We start from the raw sequence: 22,657 nt of genomic DNA, 5'->3' as shown, positions 1-22,657 counted from the left end.
CGTCTCGTCCTGCGATGCGACGGGGGCGCGGGGCCCGACGACGGCCCTCGCCCCGATCCGACCGCCTCACCGCGGCGGGCAGGTCCTACGACGTCTGCTCGTCGAACGCGTCGACCCCCCACGCCGCCGCATGGGGGCCGAATCCGTTCTCGTCCGCCTGGGCGGCCAGGCGGGCGTTGCGGGCGTGTGCCTCCGGCCCGTCCGGCAGGTGGTAGTCCTCGCCGGCCCGCGCGGACCCGGCCTGCACCCGTGTGGCGGTGGCCAGCCGTCGGTTCGCATACCGGTCCAGCGCGTCGGGTACGTCGGCCGGTGCCGCGTCCGTGAGGCAGTCGCCGAGCACGGCCGCGTCGGCCAGGGCCTGCGCCGCGCCCTGGGCCTGGAACGGCACCATCGCGTGGGCGCTGTCGCCGAGCAGGGTGACGCGCCCGATGTTCCAGCGGGCGAGCGGGGCGCGGGTGTGGATGCCGTAGCGGAGCACCGTCCCCGTCCGGCCCAGGAGGCCGAGCACCCGGGGATCCCACCCGTCGAACGCGCGCAGTTGCTCCTCCGGCTCGGCCCGCGCCGTCCAGGACTCCTGTGCCCTGTCGGTGCCGACGACGCCCACGACGTTGAGCAGTTCCCCGCGGCGCACCCAGTAGTGCACGAAGTGCCGTCCCGGGCCGAGCCAGAGCGCGTACTCCGGCAGGTCCAGGTCGGCCACCTGCTCGGCCGGCAGCAGGGCCCGGTACGCGGCGGTCCCCGAGAACAACGCCTCGTCGGCGCCGAACAGCCACTGCCGGGCCGAGGACCGTACGCCGTCCGCCGCGACCACCAGGTCCGCCACCAGGTGCTCCCCGTCGGCCGTCGTCACCTGCGCCGCCTTGTCGTCCTGCCCGATGCCCACGACCACGGTGTTCAGCCGCACCGACGCGGGCGGCACCGCGGCGGCCAGGGCCTGGTGCAGATCGGCCCGGTGGACCTGGAGGTACGGCGCCCCGAAGGCGTCCTCGACCGCACGCCCGAGCGCGAAGTGGCAGATCTCGCCGCCGTCGGACCACGTACGGAAGCTCAGCCGGGACGGCCGGGTGGACCGGGCGGCGACCGCGTCGAGCAGTCCGAGCCGGCGCAGGACGCGGGTGGCGTTGGGCGCGAGCTGGATCCCCGCACCGATCTCGGTGAACTCGGGTGTCTGTTCGACGAGCGTCACCTCGCACCCGGCGCGCCGCAGACTCAGTGTCGCGGCCAGTCCCCCGATGCCCGCCCCCACGACGATCGCCCTCATGCCCCCACCTCAGGTCGACGTCGTTCCACGCTACCGGCGGACGAGGACCGGGGGCAGGCGCGCGACGACGTGAAGTCGCCGCGCGCCCGGCGCTCAGACCGGGGTCCGCTCCACCGGAATCCACAGTTCCGCGTCCGCCCGCGTCGCGTCCGGCGACAGCCGGGTCCGCAGGATCTCGGGGCCGGGGCGGCTCCGATACGGGTTGGACGGGAACCACTGGGTGAACACGTCCCGCCACAGATACTGCAGCGCCTGCGGGAACGGCCCGGAGTTCTCGAAGACGGCCCAGGTTCCCGCCGGGACGGTGAGCTCGTCCATGTCCTCGGGCACGGCGGCGCGGGTCACCGCCCCGTGGAAGTAGTCGAGTTCGGTCCCCTCGGCCCGGCCGGCGTCGAGGTTGTCGCTGATCGAGACGATTCCCTTCGGCTCCTGATCGGAGAGGCTCTCGATCCGGCCGAGGGTCTCCTGCCCGATGCTCCGGATGAAGTCGGCGATCGCCGGGTTCATCCCCTCGTGCACGAGGGGGACACGGGTCTTCCTCCCGACCACCCTGAACTCCTCCTTCTCCACGACTCGGTATTGCATGCTGCTGCTCCCTTCGACGACGAGGCGGAAGGACATCCGGGGCTGGGACCGCAGACTGGCACCGGTGCGCCGGGCCTCTCCGGGGCCGACGCCGTGCAGGGCACGGAACGCCCGCGCGAACGCCTCCCCCGAGCCGTAGCCGTAGCGCACGGCGATCTCCAGCAGGGTCTGCCCGTCGGCCAGTACCTCGGCGCCGGCGACCGTCAGCCGCCGACGCCGCACGTACTCCGACAGCGGCATGCCCGCGAGCGCGGAGAAGAGCCGCCGCAGGTGGTACTCCGACGTCACCGCGATCCGTGCCAGGTCGGCCACCTCGATCGGTTGGTCGAGATGGCGCTCGATGTGCTCCATGGCCTGGTTCAGCCGCTCCAGCACCCCGGCCTCCTTCCTTTCGATCACCACGTTAGGAAGCAGCCACCCTGCCGCACCCGACATCCTGTGCCCGCTCCGGTCGGGTACGGCGACCGCGGTCGCCGTCGACTCCTGGCGGGCCGTGCCGAAGTCCCGGGTCCTGGAGTTGCCGGACCGGACGAGGCCGACGCCGCCCTCCTCGAACCGGCGGCTCAGTGTGTTCGCGCGGTGGCCGCCGCTGTCCATCCAGCCGGCCATGACGCTTTCGGGCGTGGTGTGGCCGGAGGCTTTTCGCGCTCGTTCCTCATGCAATACCTCGCTCGACTTCCACGGCCGCACGCGAGCCCCTGCCACCCCACTTTGTTGAGACGTCCTGACATACCCGTTGACATCCCCGTTGGGGCGGCTCCATAGTCATGCCACTAGAGCGCACTAGTGAAGCGCGCTAGTCGTCGGACGTCAGGTCCGCACACCCACCCTGACCAGCACAGCGAGGTGCGAGGGACATGCACAGACACCATCGAGTCGCCGCTCTGACCGCCACCGTCCTGACCGGCGCCCTGCTCGCCGCCGGCTGCTCCAGCGATTCCGGCGGCAAGAAGTCGGAGGAGGGCGGGGACTCCACGGCCGCGGGCAGGGCCGACACCCCGCGTATGACCGTGGCCATGGTCACCCACGCCTCCCCCGGCGACACCTTCTGGGACCTCATCCGCAAGGGCGCCCAGGCGGCTGCCGCCAAGGACAACATCAAGCTCGTCTACTCCGCCGACCCCAACGCCGGCAACCAGGCCAACCTCGTACAGAACGCGATCGACCAGAAGGTCGACGGCATCGCGCTCACCGCCGCCAAGCCCGACGCCATGAAGGACGCCGTCGCCAAGGCCACCGCCGCGGGCATCCCGGTCGTCGGCTTCAACTCAGGCGTCGACGACTGGAAGGAACTCGGCATGCTGGAGTACTTCGGCCAGGACGAGAACATCGCCGGCCAGGCCTTCGGCGAGCGCCTGGACCAGGCAGGCGCCGAGCACGCCCTGTGTGTCATCCAGGAGCAGGGGCAGGTCGCCCTGGAGGCCCGGTGCGCCGGTCTCAAGAAGGGTTTCGGCGGCACCACCGACATCCTCTACGTCAACGGCACCGACATGCCCTCCGTGAAGGCGACGATCACCGCCAAGCTCAAGCAGGACTCCTCCATCGACCGGGTGGTCACTCTGGGCGCCCCGATCGCCCTGACCGCCGTGCAGTCGGTGTCCGACGCGAGCAGCGAGGCCAAGGTCGCGACCTTCGACCTCAACGAGGATCTGGTGCGGGCGGTCAAGGACGGCGACGTCGAGTTCGCCGTCGACCAACAGCCCTACCTCCAGGGCTACCTCGCCGTCGACGGCCTGTGGCTGTACAGGAACAACGGCAACTTCAGCGGCGGCGGCACCGCACCCGTCCTCACGGGCCCCGCGTTCATCACCGAGGAGAACGTGGACGACGTCGCCGAGTTCGCGGCGAAGGGCACCCGCTGACCCCTGCGGCCCGCATCGGCTCGACGGCACCGCCAGGAGCGGCCGGCACCGCCCACGCGATGCCGGCCGCTCCACCTGCCCGGGGCCCGGAGCTACGCACCGTCAGCCGGAACCGGCCCACTGGTCCCGCGTACCACCAGCTTGGGCTCCAACACCGCCTCACGCGGCTCCAGTTCGGGCTTCTCCAGCCGTTCCACCGCGAACCGCACCGCGTGTTCCGCCATCAGCACCGCGTCCTGGCGGACGGTGGTCAAACCGATCGGCATCAGATGGGAGAGATGGCTGTCGTCGTAGCCGACGACGGACAGGTCGCGGGGCACCTCGACGCCGGATCGGGTCAGGGACATCAACAGGCCCATCGCGCTGCGGTCGTTGCCGGCGAGGACGGCCGTCGGCAGGGGCTGCCCCCGGTCACGTTCGGCGAGGAGAAGTCGGCCGGTCTCGATGCCCGACTCCTCCGTGTGGTCACCGGGAACGACACGGGCCTCGGGCTCCAGGCCGTGGCGGCGCATCGCCGCCCGGTACGCACGCCGCCGCTCGGCCGAGCCGGGGCCCCGACCGCCGTCGAGGTGCACGATCCGCCGGTGCCCCAGTTCGACAAGGTGGTCCATCGCCTGCCGTACGCCCTTGCCCTCGGCGGAGTGCACGAAGTCGACGTGGGCGCGGGGGACCCGGCGGCTGACGGAGACGGCGACGGTACGACGCCCCAGGCCTTCGAGGAAGTCGGGCTCGGCGAAGGAGCCGAGCAGGATCAGGGCCTCGCAGCGGTGGCTGAGCAGCGCCTCGACGGCCTTCTCCTCGCTGCGGCTCCCGGTGGCGCCGGAGAGCAGGACCTCGTAGCCGAGGCGTTCGGCCTCGGGGTAGATGCCCTCGATGAGGTTGGTGTGGAAGGTCTGGTGGACGGTGAACATCACGCCGAGCGTGCGGCTGCGGCCGCGCGCCAGCAGCCGGGCCGCGCTGTCGGGCCGGTAGCCGATCTCGTCGGCGACCCTCAGCACCCGCTCCCGGGTCTCCTCGCTCGCTCCCGGCTGGTTGCGGAACACGATCGAGACGAGCGCCCGGGAGACGCCCGCCCTCGCGGCGACGTCCGCCATCGTGGGCCGCCGCCTGCCCGATGCATCCACCTGTGAACCCACCCTCCGTTCGCCGCCCACCTTAGGGCCTGTCCTGTGGATCACGCAGGAGTCGTGTGGATCACGCAGGACACGAGAGGTCCGTGGTCACGCGATCTCCCGACGACAGGCTATTGACATGACATTTGGACAGGGGCCATCGTACTCGAACTAGAGCGCGCTAGTAGAGCGCGACACCCTCCGGTCGTCCCTGCCCCTCTCCCCGAAGGACACACGTCATGGCAACGGCGCCAACCCCACTCCGCACCACCGCGGGCAACCTGTGCCTGGGCTCCGCCCCCGACTCCTGGGGCGTGTGGTTCCCCGAGGACGAGCACCAGGTGTCGTACCCCCGCTTCCTCGACGAGCTGGCCGAGGCCGGGTACCGATGGCTGGAGCTCGGGCCGTACGGCTATCTCCCCACCGACCCTCGACGGCTCAAGGACGAACTCGACGCCCGCGGGCTCCAGGTGTCCGGCGGTACCGCCTTCGGCGCGCTGCACCGGCCCGAGGCGTGGGACGAGACGCTCGCCCACGTCCGCCGGGTCGCCACGCTGACGGCGGCGGCGGGCGCCCACCACCTGGTCCTCATTCCGCCGATGTACCGGGACGAGAAGACCGGCGCCTTCACCGAGCCGCCGGAGCTGACCGCCGAACAGTGGGCCGGCTTCGGGCGCGCCGCCGACCGGCTCGGCCGGCTGCTCCTCGACGAGTACGACATACGCCTCGTCGTCCACCCGCACGCCGACAGCCACCTCCAGACCCAGCCGGAGATCGAGCGGCTGCTGAACGAGTCCGACGCCCGGTACACCAACCTCTGCCTGGACACCGGGCACGTGGCCTACGGCGGCGGCGACAACCTCGACCTGATCCGCCGGTTCGGCGAGCGCGTCGGATACGTCCACATCAAGCAGATGGACCCGGCCGTCCTGGCCCAAGTGACCGCCGAGGACCTGTCGTTCGGCGAAGCCGTCAGGCGCGGGGTGTGCGTCTCGCCACCCTCCGGGGTGCCGAACCCGGCCGACGTGGTGGCCGAACTCGCCCGGCTGGACGCCGAGTTGTTCGTGATCGTCGAGCAGGACCTGTACCCGTGCGCGCCCGAGGTGCCGCTGCCCATCGCCGTACGCACCCGTGAGCAGCTGTCGGGCTGCGGGCTGACGGGTACCCGGCGTCCGACCCTCGAACGGTAGGAGCGCCCATGGTTGTCAAGGACGGCACCGCCAAGGACGGCACGACATCCGCCACCACGGTCTCGGACGACGCGCCCCCGGCCGTCTCCCGGCGGCTGCGGCTCATCACACTCATCGCCACCTTCGGCGGGCTCCTCTTCGGCTACGACACCGGCGTGATCAACGGTGCCCTGCCGTACATGACCGACGACCTCGGTCTGACGCCCTTCACCGAGGGCATGGTCACCAGCTCGCTGTTGCTGGGGGCGGCCCTGGGCGCGGTCGTCGGCGGCCGGATGTCGGACGCGCGCGGGCGCCGCCGGACGATCCTCGTCCTGGCCGTGGTGTTCTTCGTCGGCGCGCTGGGCTGCACGCTGGCGCCGAACACGGCGGTCATGGTCGTGGCCCGCTTCGTGCTCGGCCTCGCGGTGGGCGGCGCGTCGGTGACCGTGCCCGTCTACCTCGCGGAGATCTCCCCCGCCGAGCGGCGGGGCGCGCTGGTCACCCGCAACGAACTGATGATCGTCACCGGGCAGTTGCTGGCCTTCACCTCCAACGCGGTCATCGCACGGGTCGGCGGCGAGTCCGGCGGTGTCTGGCGCTGGATGCTGGTGCTCGCGACGCTTCCGGCCGTCGTGCTCTGGTTCGGCATGCTGGTGATGCCGGAGAGCCCGCGCTGGCTGGCCTCCCAGGCGCGTTTCGGCGACGCCCTGGAGGTGCTCAGGCAGGTGCGGTCCCGGCAGCGGGCCGAGGCCGAGCTGAGCGAGGTGTCCGCGCTCGCGGTCAAGGAGGAGCAGGAGAAGCTCGGCGGCCTGCACGACATGCGGGCCACGCCGTGGGTGCGCAGGCTGATGTTCGTCGGGTTCGGCATCGCGATCGTGCAGCAGATCACCGGCGTCAACACGATCATGTACTACGGCACCCAGATCCTCACCGACGCCGGCTTCGCCTCCGACAGCGCGCTGACCGCGAACATCGCCAACGGTGTCATCTCGGTGCTCGCCACCTTCGTCGGTATCTGGCTGCTCGGCCGAGTCGACCGCCGACCGATGCTGATGACCGGTCAGGTCGGCACCACGGCCGCCCTGTTGCTGATCGGGGTCTTCTCCCTCACCCTGCCCGCCGGTGACGGCCGCGCGTACGCCGTGCTCGCGATGACCGTCACCTTCCTCGCCTTCCAGCAGGGCGCCATCTCACCGGTGACCTGGCTGATGCTGTCGGAGATCTTCCCGATGCGGATGCGCGGCTTCGGCATGGGTGTGGCGGCGGTGGTGCTGTGGCTGACCAACTTCCTGATCGGACTGGTCTTCCCGTCCCTGGTCTCCGGGATCGGCGTCTCCCACACCTTCTTCCTCTTCGTGGTGGCGGGAGTCCTCTCGCTCGCCTTCGTGAAGCGCTACGTCCCCGAGACCAGGGGGCGTTCGCTGGAATCCCTCGAAGCCGAACTCCGGGCGCGCTTCTCCTGACCTTTCGCTCACCTTGTCCAACGGATCAGAGGAAAACGACCATGACCGTACGTGTAGGCGTCATCGGCGCCGGCTGGATCGGCAAGGAACACATCCGGCGCCTCACCCACACCGTCACCGGCGCCCGCGTCACCGCCGTGACCGACATCGACGCCGCCCGCGCCGAGGAAGCGGCGGCACCGGTCGGGGCCCGGGTATCGCCCGACGGCGCGGCCCTGATCGCGGCGGACGACGTCGACGCCGTCCTCGTGACGTCCTGGGGGCCGACGCACGCCGAGCACGTGCGACACGCGATGGCCGCCGGGAAGCCGGTGTTCTGCGAGAAACCGCTGGCGACGACCGCCGAGGACTGTCTGCGCGTCGTCGAGGCCGAGACGGCGCTCGGCCGCCGACTGGTCCAGGTCGGCTTCATGCGCCGCTACGACGCCGGCTACCGGCAGATGAAGCAGGTCATCGACTCCGGCCGCATCGGTGAGCCGCTGATCGTGCACTGCGCCCACCGCAACCCGACCGTCCCGGAGTCGTACACCTCCGCCATGGCCGCCCTGGACACGGCGGTGCACGAGGTCGACGTGCTGCGCTGGCTGCTCGACGACGAGATCGTGTCCACTCAGGTGGTCACACCGCGTGCCACGAGCAGGCGGTTCGCCCATCTCAAGGACCCGCAGATCATGCTCTTCGAGACCGCCAAGGGTGTCCGCGTCGATCTCGAGGTCTTCGTCAACTGCCAGTACGGCTACGACATCCAGTGCGAGGCGGTGGGCGAGGAGGGGCTGGTCCGGCTGCCCGACCCGGCGACGGTCGGTCTGCGCAGCGCGGGGCGGCACAGCACGGAGGTGCTCACCGACTGGGTGGGCCGCTTCACGGACGCCTTCGACACCGAGTTCCGCGAGTGGATCGCGGGCGTCGCCGCCGGCGCCGAACCCACCGGCCCCTCGGCCTGGGACGGCTACGCGGCCACCGTCATCACCGGCGCGACCGTCGAGGCCCTGGAATCGGGCCGTGTCGTCTCCACCGACCTCAAGCCCCGGCCCGCACTCTACGGAGGCATCGCGTGAAGATCGCCCTCGACCCCTACATGTTCCGCGCGCTGCCCATCGACGACATGGTGCGCACGGTCGCCGAACTCGGCTACGAGTACCTCGAGTTGTCGCCGCGCGACGACTTCATGCCGTTCTTCCTGCATCCGCGGGCGGACGACGGACGCGTCGCGGAACTCAAGAACTCCCTGCGCACGCACGGCGTCCAGCTGTCCTCCGTGCTGCCGCTCTACAAGTGGTCCTCACCGGAGGAGACCGAACGGCGGACCGCCGTCCGCCACTGGAAGCGGATGATCGAGATCACCGCCGACCTCGGCTGCCCGCTGATGAACTCGGAGTTCAACGGCCGCCCCGAGCGGGCCGCCGAGAGCGAGGCCGCGTTCTGGCGTTCGCTGGAGGAGCTGCTGCCACTGTTCGAGCGGGAGGGCATCGCCCTGAACCTGGAGGCACACCCGGACGACTTCTGCGAGGAGAACACCCCGGCCGTCGACCTCGTCCGCGCGATCAACAAGCCCTGGGTGAACTATCTGTACTGCGCCCCGCACTCCTTCCACCTCTCCGGAGCCTCGGAGGTCGGCGCGGACATCGCGGCGATGATGCGGTACGCCGGCGACCGGCTGAAGCATGTGCACATCGCCGACTCCTTCAACCACAAGGGCTCCAGCGGGCTGCGCTACATCCTCAACCCGCCCGGCACGACCGCCCGTATCCACCAGCATCTGGACATCGGCCAGGGTGAGGTCGACTGGGACGCCTTCTTCGGCACCCTGCGCGAGCTGGACTTCGACGGTGTGGCCACCGCCTGTGTCTTCGCCTGGGAGGAGCGGGCGAAGGAGTCGTCCGCGTTCATGCGGGACCGCATCACCAAGGAACTCGCCCGCTGACGACGTGACTCGGGCACCGACGGGCATCTCCCCCGCCGGTGCCCGAGGGCGTGTCAGGCCAGGGTCACCTCGACCGGCAGCTTCTTGATGCCGTTGACGAAGTTGGAGCGGACGCGCGGGACGTCGCCGACGAGGCGGATGCCGGCGAGGCGCGGGATCAGCTCCTCGAACATGATGCGGATCTCGGTGCGGGCCAGCAGGTTGCCGAGGCACAGGTGCGGGCTGCCCTTGCCGAAGGTGACGTGGTCGTTGTCGGCGCGGGCGACGTCGAGGTCGTACGGGTTGGCGAAGACCTCCTCGTCGCGGTTGCCGGAGGCGTACCACATGACGACCTTGTCGCCCTCCTTGACCTGCTTGCCGCCGAGTTCGACGTCACGGGTCGCGGTGCGGCGGAAGTGGTAGACGGGGGACGCCCAGCGCAGGAACTCCTCGGTCGCCACCGGGATCAGGGACGGGTCCTCCTGGAGGCGGGCGAGCTGTTCCGGGTGCTGGAGCAGGGCCAGCATGGAGTGCGTGATGGTGTGGCGGGTGGTCTCGTTGCCGGCGACGACGAGGAGCAGGAAGTAGTTGTCGAAGTCCTGCTCCGAGAGCGGGATGCCGTCGCGCGGGGTGGTGTTGACGAGTTTCGACACCAGGTCGGTGCCGTCGCCGCCGCGGCGCCGCCGGGCCAGGTCGCGGCCGTACTCGAAGACTTCGAGGGAGGCGGGCGAGCGGAACGGCAGATCGCGGTACCGCTCGCTCTCCGCGCTGTGCAGGAGGACGTCGGCGTAGTCGGGGTCGGTGTTGCCGATGATGCGGTTGCCCCAGTCGATGAGCCGCTGGTTGTCCTCCGGCGGGACATCGAGGAGCCGGGCGAGGACGTTGATGGGGAAGTCGGCGGAGACGTCGGCGACGAAGTCGAAGGTGCCCTTGGCGAGGGCCGTGTCGAGGGTGGTGGCGGTCAGGCCGCGCAGGAAGTCGGTGTAGCTGTTGATGACGTTCGCGCCGAACTGGCGCTGGATCACGCTGCGCAGCGCGCGGTGGCGGACTCCGTCCAGCTCCAGGATGGAGGCGCGTTTCTTGATCTGGTCCTCGTCGACCTCCTCCAGGTTGACGAACTTCGTCGAGGTGAAGGTCTCCGCGTCGCGGTCGACTTGGGCGATGTCGGCGTGCCGGGTGACCGCCCAGAAGCCGGAGTTGGGGGCCTCCTCCGGCTGCCAGTGGACCGGGTCCTGGTGGCGCAGGGTGTGGAACATGCGCCACGGGGTGACGCCGTCGGTGAAGTTGTCGAGGTCGGCGAGGTCCACGTCGTCCAGTGCCATGGGCTCCTGGACGGCTTCGCTTACCGGAGGGAGGTGGGCGGAAGTGGTCATGGTCGTGGGTCTCCCGGGCGTCACAGGTGGTAGGCGTACTCGGTGAACTCCCAGTCGGTGACGTGCCGTTGGAAGCGTGCGACCTCGTCGCGCTTGTAGCTGAGGTACGAGGTGGTGAAGTCCTTGCCGAGGATCTCGGTGAGAGCGGTGTCGGCCTCCAGTGCGTCGAGGGCGGCCGGCAGGCTCATCGGCAGTACGGCCGCTCGGGCGGTGTCGTAGCCGTAGCCCTCCAGCGGGGCGGGGGGTTCCTCGCCGGCCCGGACGCCGAGCAGCGCGGCGGCGATCGTGCCCGCGATCAGCAGATACGGGTTGGCGCCGGCGTCACCGAGGCGCAGTTCGAGCCGGGCTCCGGGGCCGCGCTCGGGTGGGATGCGGAGCATGGCGCTGCGGTTGTCCAGCCCCCAGTCGATGAGCCAGGGCGCGAGGGTGTCCGGGCCGAACCGTTTGTAGGAGTTGACCGTCGGGTTGGCGAGGGCGGCGAGCGCCGGGGCGTGGGCGAGGACGCCGGCGATGGCCTGGCGGGCGGTGCCGGACAGCCCGTACCGGCCCGCGGGGTCGTCGAAGGCGTTGCGGCCCTGCTCGTCGTCGCAGGACAGGTGGAGGTGGAAGCCGGAGCCGCCCGCGTCGTTGAAGGGCCTGGCCATGAAGGTGGCGAGGCGGCCCTCCTTGCGCGCGAGTTCCTTGACCGCGGCCTTGAAGCGGAAGGAGCGGTCGGCGGCCGAGAGCGCCTCCGAATGCGTCAGGTTGATCTCGAACTGGCCGCCGTCGAACTCGTGGTTGCCGGTGGTGACCCCGATGCGCAGATCGCGGAGGTGACGCAGGGTGCGCAGCAGGTGGTTGTCGGGGTCGGCGCGCAGACCTGCCGTGTAGACGACGCCGGTGGCGCCCGAGTAGCGCTTCCAGCCGCTCGGGGACGCGGGGTCCTCGTCGCAGAGGAAGTACTCGAGCTCGGGTCCGACCACCGGGCTCAGGCCGTGCTCGGCACATTGGGCGAGCACCGAGCGCAGCAGGTCGCGGGGCGACTCGGGGGCGGGTGCCCCGGTCGCGGGGTCGATGCTCTCGCCGAGGCAGGTGGCGACTCCGGGCTCCCAGGGCAGTGCGAGCAGGGTGTCGAGGTCCGGGCGCACGTGGATGTCGGGCAGGCCGGCGTCCAGGCCTCCGGCCACTGGGACGACGTCCCCCTGGGGTGAGGTGTGGTAGACCGCCCGGCAGAAGGCGAGCCCGTGCTCGCACGCCGTCGGCAGCTGGTCGAGCAGCACGTCGCGGGCCCGGTCGGTGCCGATGAGATCGGGGTAGGTCACCCGGACCACGTCGATCCCCTCGGCGGCCAGCCGCTCCTGGTAGTGCCCGACGGCCGGTGTTTCGGATGCGCTCACCGTTGTCTCCTCGGCGGCTGAGGTCAATTGTTTGATGCCAAACGATAAGAACGACTCCATCGGCCCGCAAGGGGTCGGCCACAAAAAATTATCCACCTGGACAGGTATTGACCAGGAGAAGACGGCTTCCTATGTTGTTTGAAGCCAAACGAACTTCTTCTCCGTTCGCTTCTCCACCCCGCCCGACGCCCTGACTCCCAGGAGGACCGGCCATGAAGGTCGTCGTCGACATGAACAAGTGCCAGGACCACGGACAGTGCGTCTTCGCCGCCCCCGACGTCTTCCAGCTCGACGAGAACGGGCGCCTGGCCTACGTCAGCGACCCCGACGACGCGCTCCTCGACGAGGTCGAGGAGGCCGCCGACGTCTGTCCGCTCCAGGCCATCCGGATCGAGGGCTGAGCCCCATGACAGGAACAGGGACAGCGACAGGGACGGGGACGGGGACAGGAGCAGGGACAGGCCGCATCGTCGTCGCGGGCGCCTCCATGGCCGGTCTGCGCGCCGCGGAGCAGCTGCGGGCGGCGGGATGGACCGGGGCCGTGACCGTCATCGGCGACGAGCCCCACATGCCCTACAACCGGCCCCCGCTGTCCAAGGAGGTGCTGGCCGGGAAGGCGCCCTTCGAGTCGCTGGCCTTCCGTCCCCGCGCGAGCGTCGCCGACGTGGAGTGGCGGCTCGGCACGAAGGTCGTCGCCGCGCGCCTCGCCGAGCGGACCGTCGAGCTGGACGACGGCTCGACGCTGTCGTACGACGGTCTGGTCGTCGCCACCGGTATGCGGCCCCGCCGGCTCGGCTGCTCCGGCCCGCTCGCCGGCCGCCACACGGTCCGTACGCTGGCCGACGCCCAGGGTCTGCGGGACTCGCTGACCCGGCCCGGTGCCCGGGTGGTCGTGATCGGCGCCGGGTTCATCGGCTGCGAGGTCGCCGCCACGGCCGTGGGCCTCGGTGTCGCCGAGGTGACCGTGGTCGATCCGCTGCCGCTGCCCATGGTCGGTCCGCTCGGCGAGCTGCTCGGGCGCGCGCTGCTGCGGCGGCACGAGGAGCGCGGGGTGCGGTTCGCGCTCGGCACGGGCGTCGCCGGGTTCGAGGGCGAGGACCGGGTCACGGGTGTGGTGCTCGGCGACGGGACCGTGCTGCCCGCCGACGTGGTGGTGGAGTCGGTGGGCTCGGTCGCCAACGTCGAGTGGCTGGAGGGCAACGGTCTCGACCTGTCCGACGGCGTGCTCACCTGCGAGCGGCTGCGGGTCGGCGGGCGCCCCGAGGTGGTCGCCGTCGGCGATGTCGCCCGATTCCCCAACGCCCGCTACGACGGCGTGCCCCGCCGGGTCGAGCACTGGTCCATCCCCACCGACACGGCCAAGCACGCGGCGAAGGTCCTCACCGGCGTCGAGGTGCCACCCTTCGCGCCGCTGCCCACCTTCTGGAGCGACCAGCACGACTTCCGCCTCCAGTCCTTCGGCGCGCCGGTGCTCGGCAAGGGCGACGTGCGGGTCCTGGACGGCGACCCGGCCGCCGACGTCCTGGTCGGTTACCACCACGACGGCCGGCTGGTCGGAGTCGTCGCGCTCGGCGGCCCCGCCACCGTGTCCGCCGCCGCCCGCTACCGCGCCGAACTGCTCCAGCAGCCCGCCCTCACCGCATAAGGACCTTCCTGACCATGACCAGTGTGCGTGGATACTTCCATCCGAAGACGGCGAGCGGTGCCTCGTCGCTGATTCCGTCCCCTCCCTGGCACTACTCGGGCGACCTGCTCACCGTCGAGTACCGCACGGATCCCGCGCGGGTGCGTGAACTGCTGCCGGAGCCTTTGGAGTTGGCTGACGAGGACCCCGGTGCCGTCGCGCTGATCTGGGCCGACTGGCAGTCCTGCTCGGCTTCGGGGGCGGAGCTGCTCGACCCCGTGCTCTCCCAGTACAAGGAGGCCTTCGCGGTCGTCCGCTGCGCGTACAAGGGGCGGACGTACTCGCGGTGCGTCCACATCTGGGTCGACAAGGACTTCGCGATCGCCCGCGGGCTGCACCAGGGGTATCCGAAGAAGCTCGGGTCCATCCACCAGACGCGGCCCCATCCGTACGGGCCCGCTCCGCGGATCGAGGCGGGGGCGCGGTTCGGGGCGACGTTGGCCGCGGCGGATCGGCGGCTCGCGCAGGCCGTGGTGACGCTGCGGGAGCCGGCGGAGACGAACGGGTTCGTGAACGCGCATCCCATGGCTCATCACCGGTGGCTGCCGTCGATCGAGAAGGGGAAGGGGTTGGCGCTGGACGAGTTGATCGAGACCGGCGCGGCTTCCTTCCAGGGGGGTCAGCCGTGGGTCGGCGAGGCCGAGTTGGAGCTGTTCGAGGCGCCTACGGAGGAGTTGGCTCGCTTGGAGGTTCGTGAGCCGATCGCCGCGTACTACCGGCAGGTGGGGGTTGTCTGGGACGGCGGGCGGTTGTTGGAGTCCGGGTCGTCGGGGGCGAGCGCCGAGTAAGGCCGTCGTCGAAGTACGGGTTGTCGTGGGCTGGTCGCACCCACGCGGCGGAGCCGCATATCCACACAGCCCCTGCCCCTGCCCCTGGGTGAGTTGGTCTGGCCCTTCTCTGTAAAGGAATCCCCTTTCATGTCTGACAAAATCGTCGTCGCCGGTGTCCCCGTCGACACCCGGCACTGGATCGGTGGGCAGCGGATCGGCTCCACCAGCACTTTCACCGACGTCTCCCCCATAGACGGCCGTGTCCTCGGCGAGATCGCCCGTGGTGGTCCCGGCGAGGTCGAGGCCGCCGTCGCCGCCGCCCGTGACGCCTTTCCCGCCTGGGCCGCCACCTCCCGGGCCGAACGCGCCCGCGTCCTGCATGCCATCGCCGACGGTGTCGAGAAGCGGCTCGAAGAGCTGGCCATCGTCGAGACGAACGACAACGGGGCGCTGCTGCGGTCGCACCGGCGGGGGGTGATGCCCCGGGTGGCGCACAACTTCCGGTTCTTCGCGGACTGGCTGCTGACGCTGGAGCACGAGGACTTCGAGACGCGCGGGCACACCAATCAGGTGAGCTGGGACCCGGCGGGGCCGTCCGTGCTGATCACACCGTGGAACGCGCCGCTGATGCTGGCCACCTGGAAGGTCGCCCCGGCGCTGGCAGCCGGGAACACGGTCGTTCTGAAGCCCGCCGAGTGGACTCCGCTGACCGCGTCGCTGCTGGCGGACATCGCCGCCGAGGCGGGGCTGCCGGCCGGGGTGCTCAATGTCGTTCAGGGCTACGGCTCGGAGATCGGCGACGCCCTCACCTCGCACCCGGACGTACGGCGGATCAGCTTCACGGGATCGGTGCCGACGGCCCGGCGGATCGCCGCCTCGGCAGCGCCCCACCTCACTCCACTCAGCCTCGAACTGGGCGGCAAGTCACCGCTGTTGGTGTTCGCGGACGCCGATCTGGACCTGGCCGTGGACCTCGCGGTGGAGCAGTACGACAACGCCGGGCAGGTGTGCCTGGCCGCCACCCGCTTCCTCGTCGAGGAGACGGTCGCCGAGGAGTTCACCCGGCGGTTCGTCGAGAAGGCTTCGGCGCTGAAGCAGGGTGACCCGCGTGACGAGGCCACCGACATCGGGCCCACCATCCACCCCCGGCAGCTGGAGAAGATCGACGGGTTCGTGCGGCGGGCGGTCGCGGCCGGGGCACGGGCGGTCATCGGCGGACACCGCGAGGACGGGCAGTACTACGCGCCCACCCTGCTCACCGAGGTCGCCCAGGACTCCGAGATCGTGCAGGAGGAGGTCTTCGGGCCGGTCCTCACCCTGCAGACCTTCACCGACGAGGACGAGGCCGTCCGGCTCGCCAACGACACCCGCTTCGGACTGGCCGCCACCCTCGCCACCGGCGACGCCGAGCGCGCCGCACGGGTCACCGAACGGCTGGTCGCGGGCACGGTGTGGGTGAACTGCTTCTTCGTACGCGATCTGCGGGCGCCCTTCGGCGGTTCCCGTCAGTCCGGGGTCGGCCGGGAGGGCGGCACCTGGAGCTTCGACTTCTACTGCGATCTGAGGAACACCGTGACCGCACCGAACGGATGGAACAACCATGGGTGAGATCGTCGGGGCGGGACTCCTCGCGCACGTGCCCACCATCGTCCTGCCGGAGGCCGACCGGCTGGAGCTCAACCACGGCAAGGAGATCACCCTCGTCACCGGCCTGCGCCGGCTCCGCGAGGACGTCTTCGAGGGCGAGGCCGCCGACGCGTACGACACCGTCGTCGTGCTCGACTCGCACTGGGCGACGACCGTCGAGTTCGTGGTCACCGCGCAAGCCCGCCGCGCCGGTCTCTTCACCTCCGAGGAGCTGCCGCGCGGGATGTGCCGGATGCCGTACGACTTCCCCGGCGATCCCGAACTCGCCCGGAACATCGAGAAGTTCGCGGACAAGCACGGCACCTGGATCACCGCGATCGAGGACGAGTACCTGCCGATCTACTACGCCACCATCAACCTCTGGAAGTTCCTCGGCGAAGGCCTGCCCGACAAACGGTGGGTGACCATCGGGGTCTGCCAGACCGGGGACATGGAGGACCATCTGCGGCTGGGGCGGGCGCTCGCCGACGGCATCGCCGCCACCCCCGGGCGACGGGTCCTGCTCATCGCCTCCGGCGCCCTCTCCCACACCTTCTGGCCGCTGCGCGAACTGCGTGACCACGAGGCCAGCGATCCGGTGCACATCTTCACGCCCGAAGCGCGGGAGGCCGACCAGGAGCGGATCGCCTGGTTCAAGGAGGGCCGGCACGACAAGGTCCTCGACACCATGGACGAGTTCTGGAAGTTCAAGCCCGAGGCCAAGTTCTTCCACTACCTGATGATGGCGGGCGCGCTGGGCGAGCGGGCGTGTGTCGCCAGGGCCCGGCAGTACGGGGAGTACGAGAACTCCATCGGCACGGGCCAGGTCCATCTCTGGTTCGACCGCCCGGCCGACGGCTGGACCGGCGACGACCGTGCCGGCACCCCCGCGGCCGCCGGCCCGCGCACCCCACACACCCACAGCTAGCCGTATCCAGGAGCCTTCATGCCCGAGTACCGCCGCATCCTCCTCGACGGGGCCACCGTCCAGGTCACCGTCGACGGCGACGAGCTCGTCGCCGGTGACGGCCGCCGCGTCAAGATCGAGGAGGCCCACCACCTCCCGCCGGTCGTGCCGTCGAAGGTCGTCGCCGTCCACCTCAACCACCGCAGCCGCGTCGACGAGTTCCGGATCGACCTTCCGCGGACCCCCACGTACTTCCACAAGCCGACCTCCTCCCTCAACTCCCACCAGGGCGCCGTCGTCCGCCCCGACGGCTGCAAGTGGCTGAACTACGAGGGCGAGGTGGCCATCGTCATCGGGCGGACCGCGCGGAACATCGCGCCGGAGGACGCGGGCGCCCACATCGCCGGCTACACCGTCGCCAACGACTACGGCCTGCACGACTTCCGCGACACCGACGCGGGTTCGATGCTCCGGGTGAAGGGCTCCGACACCCTCTGCCCGCTCGGCCCGGGGCTCGTCACCGACTGGGACTTCCACGGCAAGCGGCTGCGGACGTACGTCAACGGCCAGGTCGTCCAGGACGGTTCGACGGACGAGATGAAGTGGGACATGCACTACCTCGTCGCCGACATCGCCCGCACCATCACGCTGTACCCGGGGGACGTCCTGCTCTCCGGCACCCCGGCCAACTCCCGGCCCGTACAGCCCGGCGACGTCGTCGAGGTGGAGGTGGAGGGCCTCGGCCGGCTCACCAACCACATCGTCACCGGCCCCACCCCCGTACGCACCGACGTCGGCGCGCAGCCCACCGAGTCCGAGGAAGTTCTCTCCACGGCGCTCGGCGGCGACTGGGAGTTCCGTGGCATCCGCCCGCCCCAGCGGTGAAGCCCGGGTGCGGAGACGGGCTGGAGGCAGGCAGGAGGCAGGCGGGTAGGGTCACGCGCATGACCGACTCCGCCGACGCCCCGAAGAGCCGACGGCCACGCAAGCGCCTCCACTACGGCGAGGGGCGCGAAGCCTTGCTGAACGCCGCCGTGCACGTGGTGGCGCGGGGCGGGCTGCGCAAGCTCACGTATCGGGCCGTCGCGGAGGAGGCGGGGGTCACCCACGGGCTCGTCGTGCACCACTTCGGATCGCGCGACGCCCTGATCGAGGAGGCCCTCGCCCACACCATCCGCACCTCGCTCAACACCAGCTCCCTCGAACCGGGCACCGGCAAGGTCGCGGACTTCTCCACCGGGCTCTCCGAGATGGTCACGGCCGATCCGGACACCCAGGCGTTCCAGTACGAGCTGCTGCTCGAATCCCGGCGCCGCCCGGAGCTGCTGCCGCAGATCCGTGAGCTGTACGACGAGTACTTCGACGCCGCCCGGCGCGAGCTGGGCCGGATGCTGCCGGCCGGCGCGGACAAGGCGCTGACCCGGCTGGTCTTCGCCGCGCTCGACGGGCTGGTGCTGCATCAGCTCGTCCTCGGCGAGCCCGACGTCACGGACGCCGCCCTGGAGGAGCTGCGCTCACTGCTGCGACTGCTCGACGCCAACGGCGACGGGCCCCAGGACGGCGGCGTGGGCGAAGCCCGCGCATAGCCTCTGGCCTCAGCGGTTCCGGCCCCGGGCGTTCGGCGTCCGGGGCCTTTCGCCGTCCCGGCGCGCGACGGAGAAGCCGGGCGAAAATCTTCACGGGGCCCCTTGCCAAACGGATAGTTCAGGCCCACCATGAGGCAATTCGTTTGGGCCTAAACGAAATGAAACCATCCTCCCCGTCCCCCGACAGGTGATCCGAGTGGACAGTCAGACGGCGGTCGCCCCGCACAGCTCACACGATCCATCCACGGCAGGCAGGCTCAAGCCCGATTCCCTCGGCGTCCTGGGCATCCTCTTCTTCGTCCTCTCCGCCCAGGCCCCGCTGACCGGCATCGCCGGAGCCGTCCCCATCGCCGTCGTCATCGGCAACGGGGCCGGCGTCCCCGCCGCGTATCTCGCGGCCGGCGTCGTGATCCTGCTGTTCTCCATCGGCTTCGTCGCCATGGGCCGCCATGTCGTGGACGCCGGCGCGTTCTACACGTACATCGGCAAGGGGCTGGGCCGCTCGACCGGCTCCGGCAGCGCCGGTGTCGCGCTCTTCGCCTACTGCGCCATCCAGGCCGCCATGTACGGGCTCTACGGGGCGACGGTGAGCGGCCTCGTCGAGCACTACGCCGACGTGAGCATCGCATGGTGGGTGTGGGCGCTGGTCACGATGGTGGTGGTCCAGTTGCTCGGCGCCGCCGGGATCGAGATGGGCGCCAAGGTCCTGGCCTTGTTCGTCCTGGCGGAGTTCAGCATCCTGATCGCCTTCGCCTTCGTGACCTTCTTCAAGGGCGGCGGCCCCGAGGGGCTCGGCATCGCCGACAGCTTCTCGCCGGACGCGGCGCTCCAGGGCGCTCCCGGTGTGGCGCTGATGTTCGCCGTGGCGTCGATGTTCGGCTTCGAGGCGACCGCCATCTACGGCGAGGAGGCCCGGGAGCCCAGGAAGACCGTCCCGCGCGCCACCTACGTGTCGGTCGCCGTGGTCACCGGCTTCTTCGCCTTCACCTCGTGGATGCTGGTCTCCGCGCACGGCGCGTCGCAGGCGACGGCCGAGGCGGGCAAGGCGCTGGAGAGCGGCGACGCCACCGGCTGGGTCTTCGCCCCCATCGCGGCGGAGTTCGGCGCGTGGACCGGCGATGTGCTGCCCGTCCTGCTGGCCACCTCGCTGTTCGCCGGCATCCTGGCGTTCCACAACTCCGCCAACCGCTACCTGTTCTCGCTGGGCCGCGAGGGTCTGCTGCCGCGCGGGCTGACCACGCTCAACCGGCGCCACTCCCCCGGGGCGGCGGGCCTCGTCCAGACCGTGATCGCGGTGGCCCTGGTCATGCCGTTCGCTCTGCTGGGCAAGGACCCCGTGCTGACGCTCTTCTCCTGGTTCAGCGGCGTGGCCGTCCTGGCGATGATGCTCCTCTACTTCCTGACCTCCGTCTCCGTGGTCGTCTTCTTCCGCCGCTCCCGTGCCGACACCCGGCCCTGGAACACGCTGATCGCACCGGTCCTGGGCGCGCTCGGCATCGCCGGGGCGATCTGGCTGATCATCGAGAACTTCACCACGCTCATCGGCGGCGACCGGGCCACCGCCGTGTGGCTCCAGCTGACCGTTCCGGCGGTGCTGGTCCTGGGTCTCGTCGTGGCACGGGTGACCCGGGGCGGTCGGACCGTCACGGACTGACCACCGCTCACCTCCACCGATTCGAACCCCTCCTTCACCCCCCTCCTTCACCCCCCTCCTTCACCCCCCTCACGACGAACCCCTCACCAGGACAAGAAGAGGAGAGCTGATGCCCGCCCTCGCCCACGACGACCTGCTCCGTCGCGCCAAGGCACTGGATCTGCCCGACCGGCACCACATCGACGGGGTGGACGAACCGGGCGGGGGCGCCTCCTTCGCCGTCGTGTCGCCCCGGGACGGGCACGTCCTCGTGGAGGTCGCCGACGCCTCAAGCGCCGAGGTCGACCTGGCCGTGGCCGCCGCCCGCCGCGCCTTCGACTCCGGCCCCTGGCCCCGCCTCGCCCCGGCCGACCGCGGCCGGATCCTGCTCCGCGTCGCCGAACTCCTCGAAGAGCAGCGGGAGAAGCTCGCCCTGACCATCACCCTGGAGATGGGCAAGCCGTACACGGAAGCGCACGACATCGAACTGCGTGCCGCGATCAACACCTTCCGCTGGTACGGGCAGCTGGCCGACAAGCTGACCGACGAGTCACCCCACACCGCCCCCGGCTCCCTCGCCCTGGTCACCCGCGAACCCGCGGGTGTCGTGGGCGCCGTGGTGCCGTGGAACTTCCCCCTGACGCTGGCCGGTTGGAAAGTGGCCCCGGCGCTGGCGGCCGGCTGCACGGTCGTCCTCAAGCCCTCGGAGAACTCCCCGCTGTCCGCCCTGCTGCTCGGCCGGATCGGCACCGAGGCCGGACTGCCGCCGGGCGTCCTCAACGTCGTCACCGGTGACGGGCCGACGGCCGGGCGGGCCATCGGACTCCACCCCGATGTGGACGTCCTGGCCTTCACCGGGTCCACTGCGGTCGGCCGGCACTTCCTGCGCTACGCCGCCGACTCCAACCTCAAGCGCGTCTGGCTGGAACTGGGCGGCAAGTCGCCGAACATCATCCTCCCCGACGCCCCCGACCTGGAGAAGGCCGCCGCCACCGCCGCCTGGGGCATCTTCTTCAACCAGGGCGAGATGTGCACCGCCCCCTCCCGGCTCCTGGTGCACTCCTCCGTCGCGGAACGCGTCACCGAGGCGATCGTGGCCCGCGCCCGGGAGCTGCGTGTGGGCGACCCGCTCGACCCGGCCACCGAGATGGGCGCGCTGGTCGGCGAGGCCCATCTCGACCGGGTCCTCGACCACATCGGCACGGGCGTCGCGGACGGCGCGCGCCTGCGGGCCGGCGGTGAGCGCACCCTCGCCGACACCGGCGGCAGCTATCTGCGCCCCACCGTGTTCGACCGGGTGGACCCCGGTATGCGGCTGGCCCGCGAGGAGATCTTCGGCCCGGTCCTGTCCGTCCTCACCTTCGACGACCTCGACGAGGCCGTACGGCTGGCCAACGCCACCGAGTACGGTCTCGCCGCCGGGCTGTGGACCTCCGACCTGTCCACCGCCCACCGGGTCTCGCGTGCGCTGCGGGCCGGCACGGTGTGGGTCAACTGCTACGAGGAGGGCGACCTGACCGTCCCCTTCGGCGGCATGAAGCAGTCGGGCAACGGCCGTGACAAGTCCGCCCACGCCCTGGAGAAGTACACCGAGTTGAAGACGACGTGGATCCAGCTGTGACCCGGCCCCTGATAGCGGTTCCCGCCCGCTTCTCCGCCACGACCTCCGCGCTGCGGTACGCCGCCGAGGTCAACGCCCGTGCCCTGATCGAGGCCGTGTGGCGGGCCGGCGGAGAACCGGCGAGCATCCACCCGGCCGACAGCGATGTCGCCGCGCGTCTCGCCCGCTTCGACGGGATCCTCCTCCCCGGCGGCGGCGACCTCGCCCCGCACCGCTACGGCGCCACCGACACCCACGCCGCCGTGTACGACGTGGACGAGACGCAGGACGCCTTCGATCTCGACATCGCCCGTGCCGCCCTGAACCTGGGCCTACCGCTCCTGGCGATCTGCCGGGGCCTCCAGGTGGTCGACGTCGCCCTGGGCGGCACCCTGGAGCAGGACATGGGCGGGCCCGGCCGCGAACACCGTCATCTCTCGCACCCGGTGGAACTCCGGCCCGGAACCGTGGTGGAGCGGGCCACCGGCGCGCACAAGGTGGAGGTGTCCTGCTACCACCACCAGCGGGTGGACCGGCTGGGCGAGGGACTGGAGGTCACCGCCCGCGCCGCCGACGGCACGGTGGAAGGGCTCGAACTCCCCGGCTCCCCCGGCTGGTTCACCGCCGTCCAGTGGCACCCCGAGGACACCGCCCACGAGGACCCCGCGCAGCAGGGCCTGTTCGACGCCCTCGTACGGGCCGCCGGCGACCGGCGCTGACCTCCCCGCGCGGGAGGTGCGGGGA

At 70.9% G+C, this 22,657-nt stretch carries 20 protein-coding genes and 1 pseudogene; 15 read left to right on the top strand and 6 right to left on the bottom strand.

All coding sequences use genetic code 11. The annotated features are described in order from the left end of the window. Positions 1 to 85: 85 nt before the first annotated feature. The 3 genes and pseudogenes from OG202_RS43505 to OG202_RS43495 all read right to left on the bottom strand — a co-directional run. Positions 86 to 1,261 carry an FAD-dependent monooxygenase gene (locus tag OG202_RS43505; RefSeq protein WP_327726532.1) on the bottom strand — a complete coding sequence of 392 codons (1,176 nt, stop codon included), beginning with the start codon at positions 1,259 to 1,261 and terminating at the stop codon, positions 86 to 88. 93 nt (positions 1,262 to 1,354) lie between these two features. Further along, positions 1,355 to 2,221: an AraC family transcriptional regulator gene (locus OG202_RS43500; RefSeq protein ID WP_327732049.1), complete on the bottom strand. Its 867-nt coding sequence runs from the start codon at positions 2,219 to 2,221 to the stop codon at positions 1,355 to 1,357. Between the two features lie 147 nt (positions 2,222 to 2,368). Beyond that, a pseudogene (locus OG202_RS43495) lies at positions 2,369 to 2,536 on the bottom strand (CAP domain-containing protein); the annotation flags it as partial. A gap of 167 nt (positions 2,537 to 2,703) precedes the next feature. Between OG202_RS43495 and OG202_RS43490 the strand changes: the two are divergent. Beyond that, complete coding sequence (locus OG202_RS43490; RefSeq protein ID WP_326574199.1) at positions 2,704 to 3,708, top strand: sugar ABC transporter substrate-binding protein; 1,005 nt, start codon at positions 2,704 to 2,706, stop codon at positions 3,706 to 3,708. A 92-nt stretch (positions 3,709 to 3,800) separates the two neighbouring features. Here the strand turns inward: OG202_RS43490 and OG202_RS43485 are convergent, their stop codons facing one another. Further along, on the bottom strand, positions 3,801 to 4,802 hold the full coding sequence (locus OG202_RS43485) for a LacI family DNA-binding transcriptional regulator (protein WP_326574200.1): 1,002 nt from the start codon (positions 4,800 to 4,802) through the stop codon (positions 3,801 to 3,803). Positions 4,803 to 5,059: 257 nt separating this feature from the next. On the opposite strand from OG202_RS43485, the gene OG202_RS43480 reads away from it, so the two are divergent. Genes OG202_RS43480 through OG202_RS43465 form a run of 4 tightly spaced genes read left to right on the top strand, consistent with a single transcriptional unit; the run spans position 5,060 to position 9,379 of the window. Then, positions 5,060 to 6,010, top strand: coding sequence for a TIM barrel protein (locus tag OG202_RS43480; protein WP_327726534.1), 951 nt, complete (start codon positions 5,060 to 5,062; stop codon positions 6,008 to 6,010). 8 nt (positions 6,011 to 6,018) lie between these two features. After that, positions 6,019 to 7,455: a sugar porter family MFS transporter gene (locus OG202_RS43475; RefSeq protein WP_326574202.1), complete on the top strand. Its 1,437-nt coding sequence runs from the start codon at positions 6,019 to 6,021 to the stop codon at positions 7,453 to 7,455. 41 nt (positions 7,456 to 7,496) lie between these two features. Then, on the top strand, positions 7,497 to 8,513 hold the full coding sequence (locus OG202_RS43470) for a Gfo/Idh/MocA family oxidoreductase (protein ID WP_327726535.1): 1,017 nt from the start codon (positions 7,497 to 7,499) through the stop codon (positions 8,511 to 8,513). Next, on the top strand, positions 8,510 to 9,379 hold the full coding sequence (locus OG202_RS43465; protein ID WP_326574204.1) for a sugar phosphate isomerase/epimerase family protein: 870 nt from the start codon (positions 8,510 to 8,512) through the stop codon (positions 9,377 to 9,379). The genes OG202_RS43470 and OG202_RS43465 overlap by 4 nt, the downstream gene beginning before the upstream one ends. Positions 9,380 to 9,432: 53 nt before the next feature. On the opposite strand, the gene OG202_RS43460 is transcribed toward OG202_RS43465, so the two are convergent. Continuing rightward, complete coding sequence (locus OG202_RS43460) at positions 9,433 to 10,731, bottom strand: cytochrome P450 (protein WP_327726536.1); 1,299 nt, start codon at positions 10,729 to 10,731, stop codon at positions 9,433 to 9,435. Positions 10,732 to 10,751: 20 nt separating this feature from the next. After that, a complete protein-coding gene (locus tag OG202_RS43455) occupies positions 10,752 to 12,107 on the bottom strand; it encodes a glutamine synthetase family protein (protein WP_328224538.1) in 1,356 nt (451 codons plus the stop codon). A gap of 212 nt (positions 12,108 to 12,319) precedes the next feature. Here OG202_RS43455 and OG202_RS43450 point away from each other — a divergent pair, with 212 nt between their 5' ends. The 10 genes from OG202_RS43450 (at position 12,320) to OG202_RS43405 (ending at position 22,632) form a co-directional block, all read left to right on the top strand. Then, positions 12,320 to 12,508 carry a ferredoxin gene (locus OG202_RS43450; RefSeq protein ID WP_005484148.1) on the top strand — a complete coding sequence of 63 codons (189 nt, stop codon included), beginning with the start codon at positions 12,320 to 12,322 and terminating at the stop codon, positions 12,506 to 12,508. Between the two features lie 5 nt (positions 12,509 to 12,513). Continuing rightward, complete coding sequence (locus OG202_RS43445) at positions 12,514 to 13,752, top strand: NAD(P)/FAD-dependent oxidoreductase (RefSeq protein WP_327726538.1); 1,239 nt, start codon at positions 12,514 to 12,516, stop codon at positions 13,750 to 13,752. 14 nt (positions 13,753 to 13,766) lie between these two features. Further along, positions 13,767 to 14,579, top strand: coding sequence for an acetoacetate decarboxylase family protein (locus OG202_RS43440; RefSeq protein WP_327726539.1), 813 nt, complete (start codon positions 13,767 to 13,769; stop codon positions 14,577 to 14,579). Positions 14,580 to 14,708: 129 nt separating this feature from the next. Continuing rightward, positions 14,709 to 16,169, top strand: a complete 1,461-nt coding sequence (locus tag OG202_RS43435; RefSeq protein ID WP_328224537.1) for an aldehyde dehydrogenase — start codon at positions 14,709 to 14,711, stop codon at positions 16,167 to 16,169. After that, a complete protein-coding gene (locus OG202_RS43430; protein WP_326574210.1) occupies positions 16,162 to 17,115 on the top strand; it encodes a 3,4-dihydroxyphenylacetate 2,3-dioxygenase in 954 nt (317 codons plus the stop codon). The genes OG202_RS43435 and OG202_RS43430 overlap by 8 nt, the downstream gene beginning before the upstream one ends. Before the next feature lie 18 nt (positions 17,116 to 17,133). After that, complete coding sequence (locus OG202_RS43425) at positions 17,134 to 17,979, top strand: fumarylacetoacetate hydrolase family protein (RefSeq protein ID WP_326574211.1); 846 nt, start codon at positions 17,134 to 17,136, stop codon at positions 17,977 to 17,979. Positions 17,980 to 18,038: 59 nt separating this feature from the next. Next, a complete protein-coding gene (locus tag OG202_RS43420; RefSeq protein ID WP_326574212.1) occupies positions 18,039 to 18,680 on the top strand; it encodes a TetR/AcrR family transcriptional regulator in 642 nt (213 codons plus the stop codon). Positions 18,681 to 18,876: 196 nt separating this feature from the next. Next, positions 18,877 to 20,334 (top strand): APC family permease, encoded by a 1,458-nt coding sequence (locus OG202_RS43415; protein WP_328224536.1) that lies wholly within the window; start codon positions 18,877 to 18,879, stop codon positions 20,332 to 20,334. Positions 20,335 to 20,443: 109 nt separating this feature from the next. After that, entirely contained in the window at positions 20,444 to 21,934 is a 1,491-nt protein-coding gene (locus OG202_RS43410) for an aldehyde dehydrogenase (RefSeq protein WP_327726544.1), read from the top strand. Further along, positions 21,931 to 22,632, top strand: coding sequence for a gamma-glutamyl-gamma-aminobutyrate hydrolase family protein (locus OG202_RS43405; protein WP_326574215.1), 702 nt, complete (start codon positions 21,931 to 21,933; stop codon positions 22,630 to 22,632). The genes OG202_RS43410 and OG202_RS43405 overlap by 4 nt, the downstream gene beginning before the upstream one ends. The last annotated feature ends 25 nt before the right edge of the window (positions 22,633 to 22,657 follow it).

The organism is Streptomyces sp. NBC_00310, from assembly GCF_036208085.1.
GTDB lineage: Bacteria > Actinomycetota > Actinomycetes > Streptomycetales > Streptomycetaceae > Streptomyces.
The sequence above is the reverse complement of the archived record's forward strand: the minus strand, read 5'-3'. Positions and strand labels throughout refer to the sequence as shown.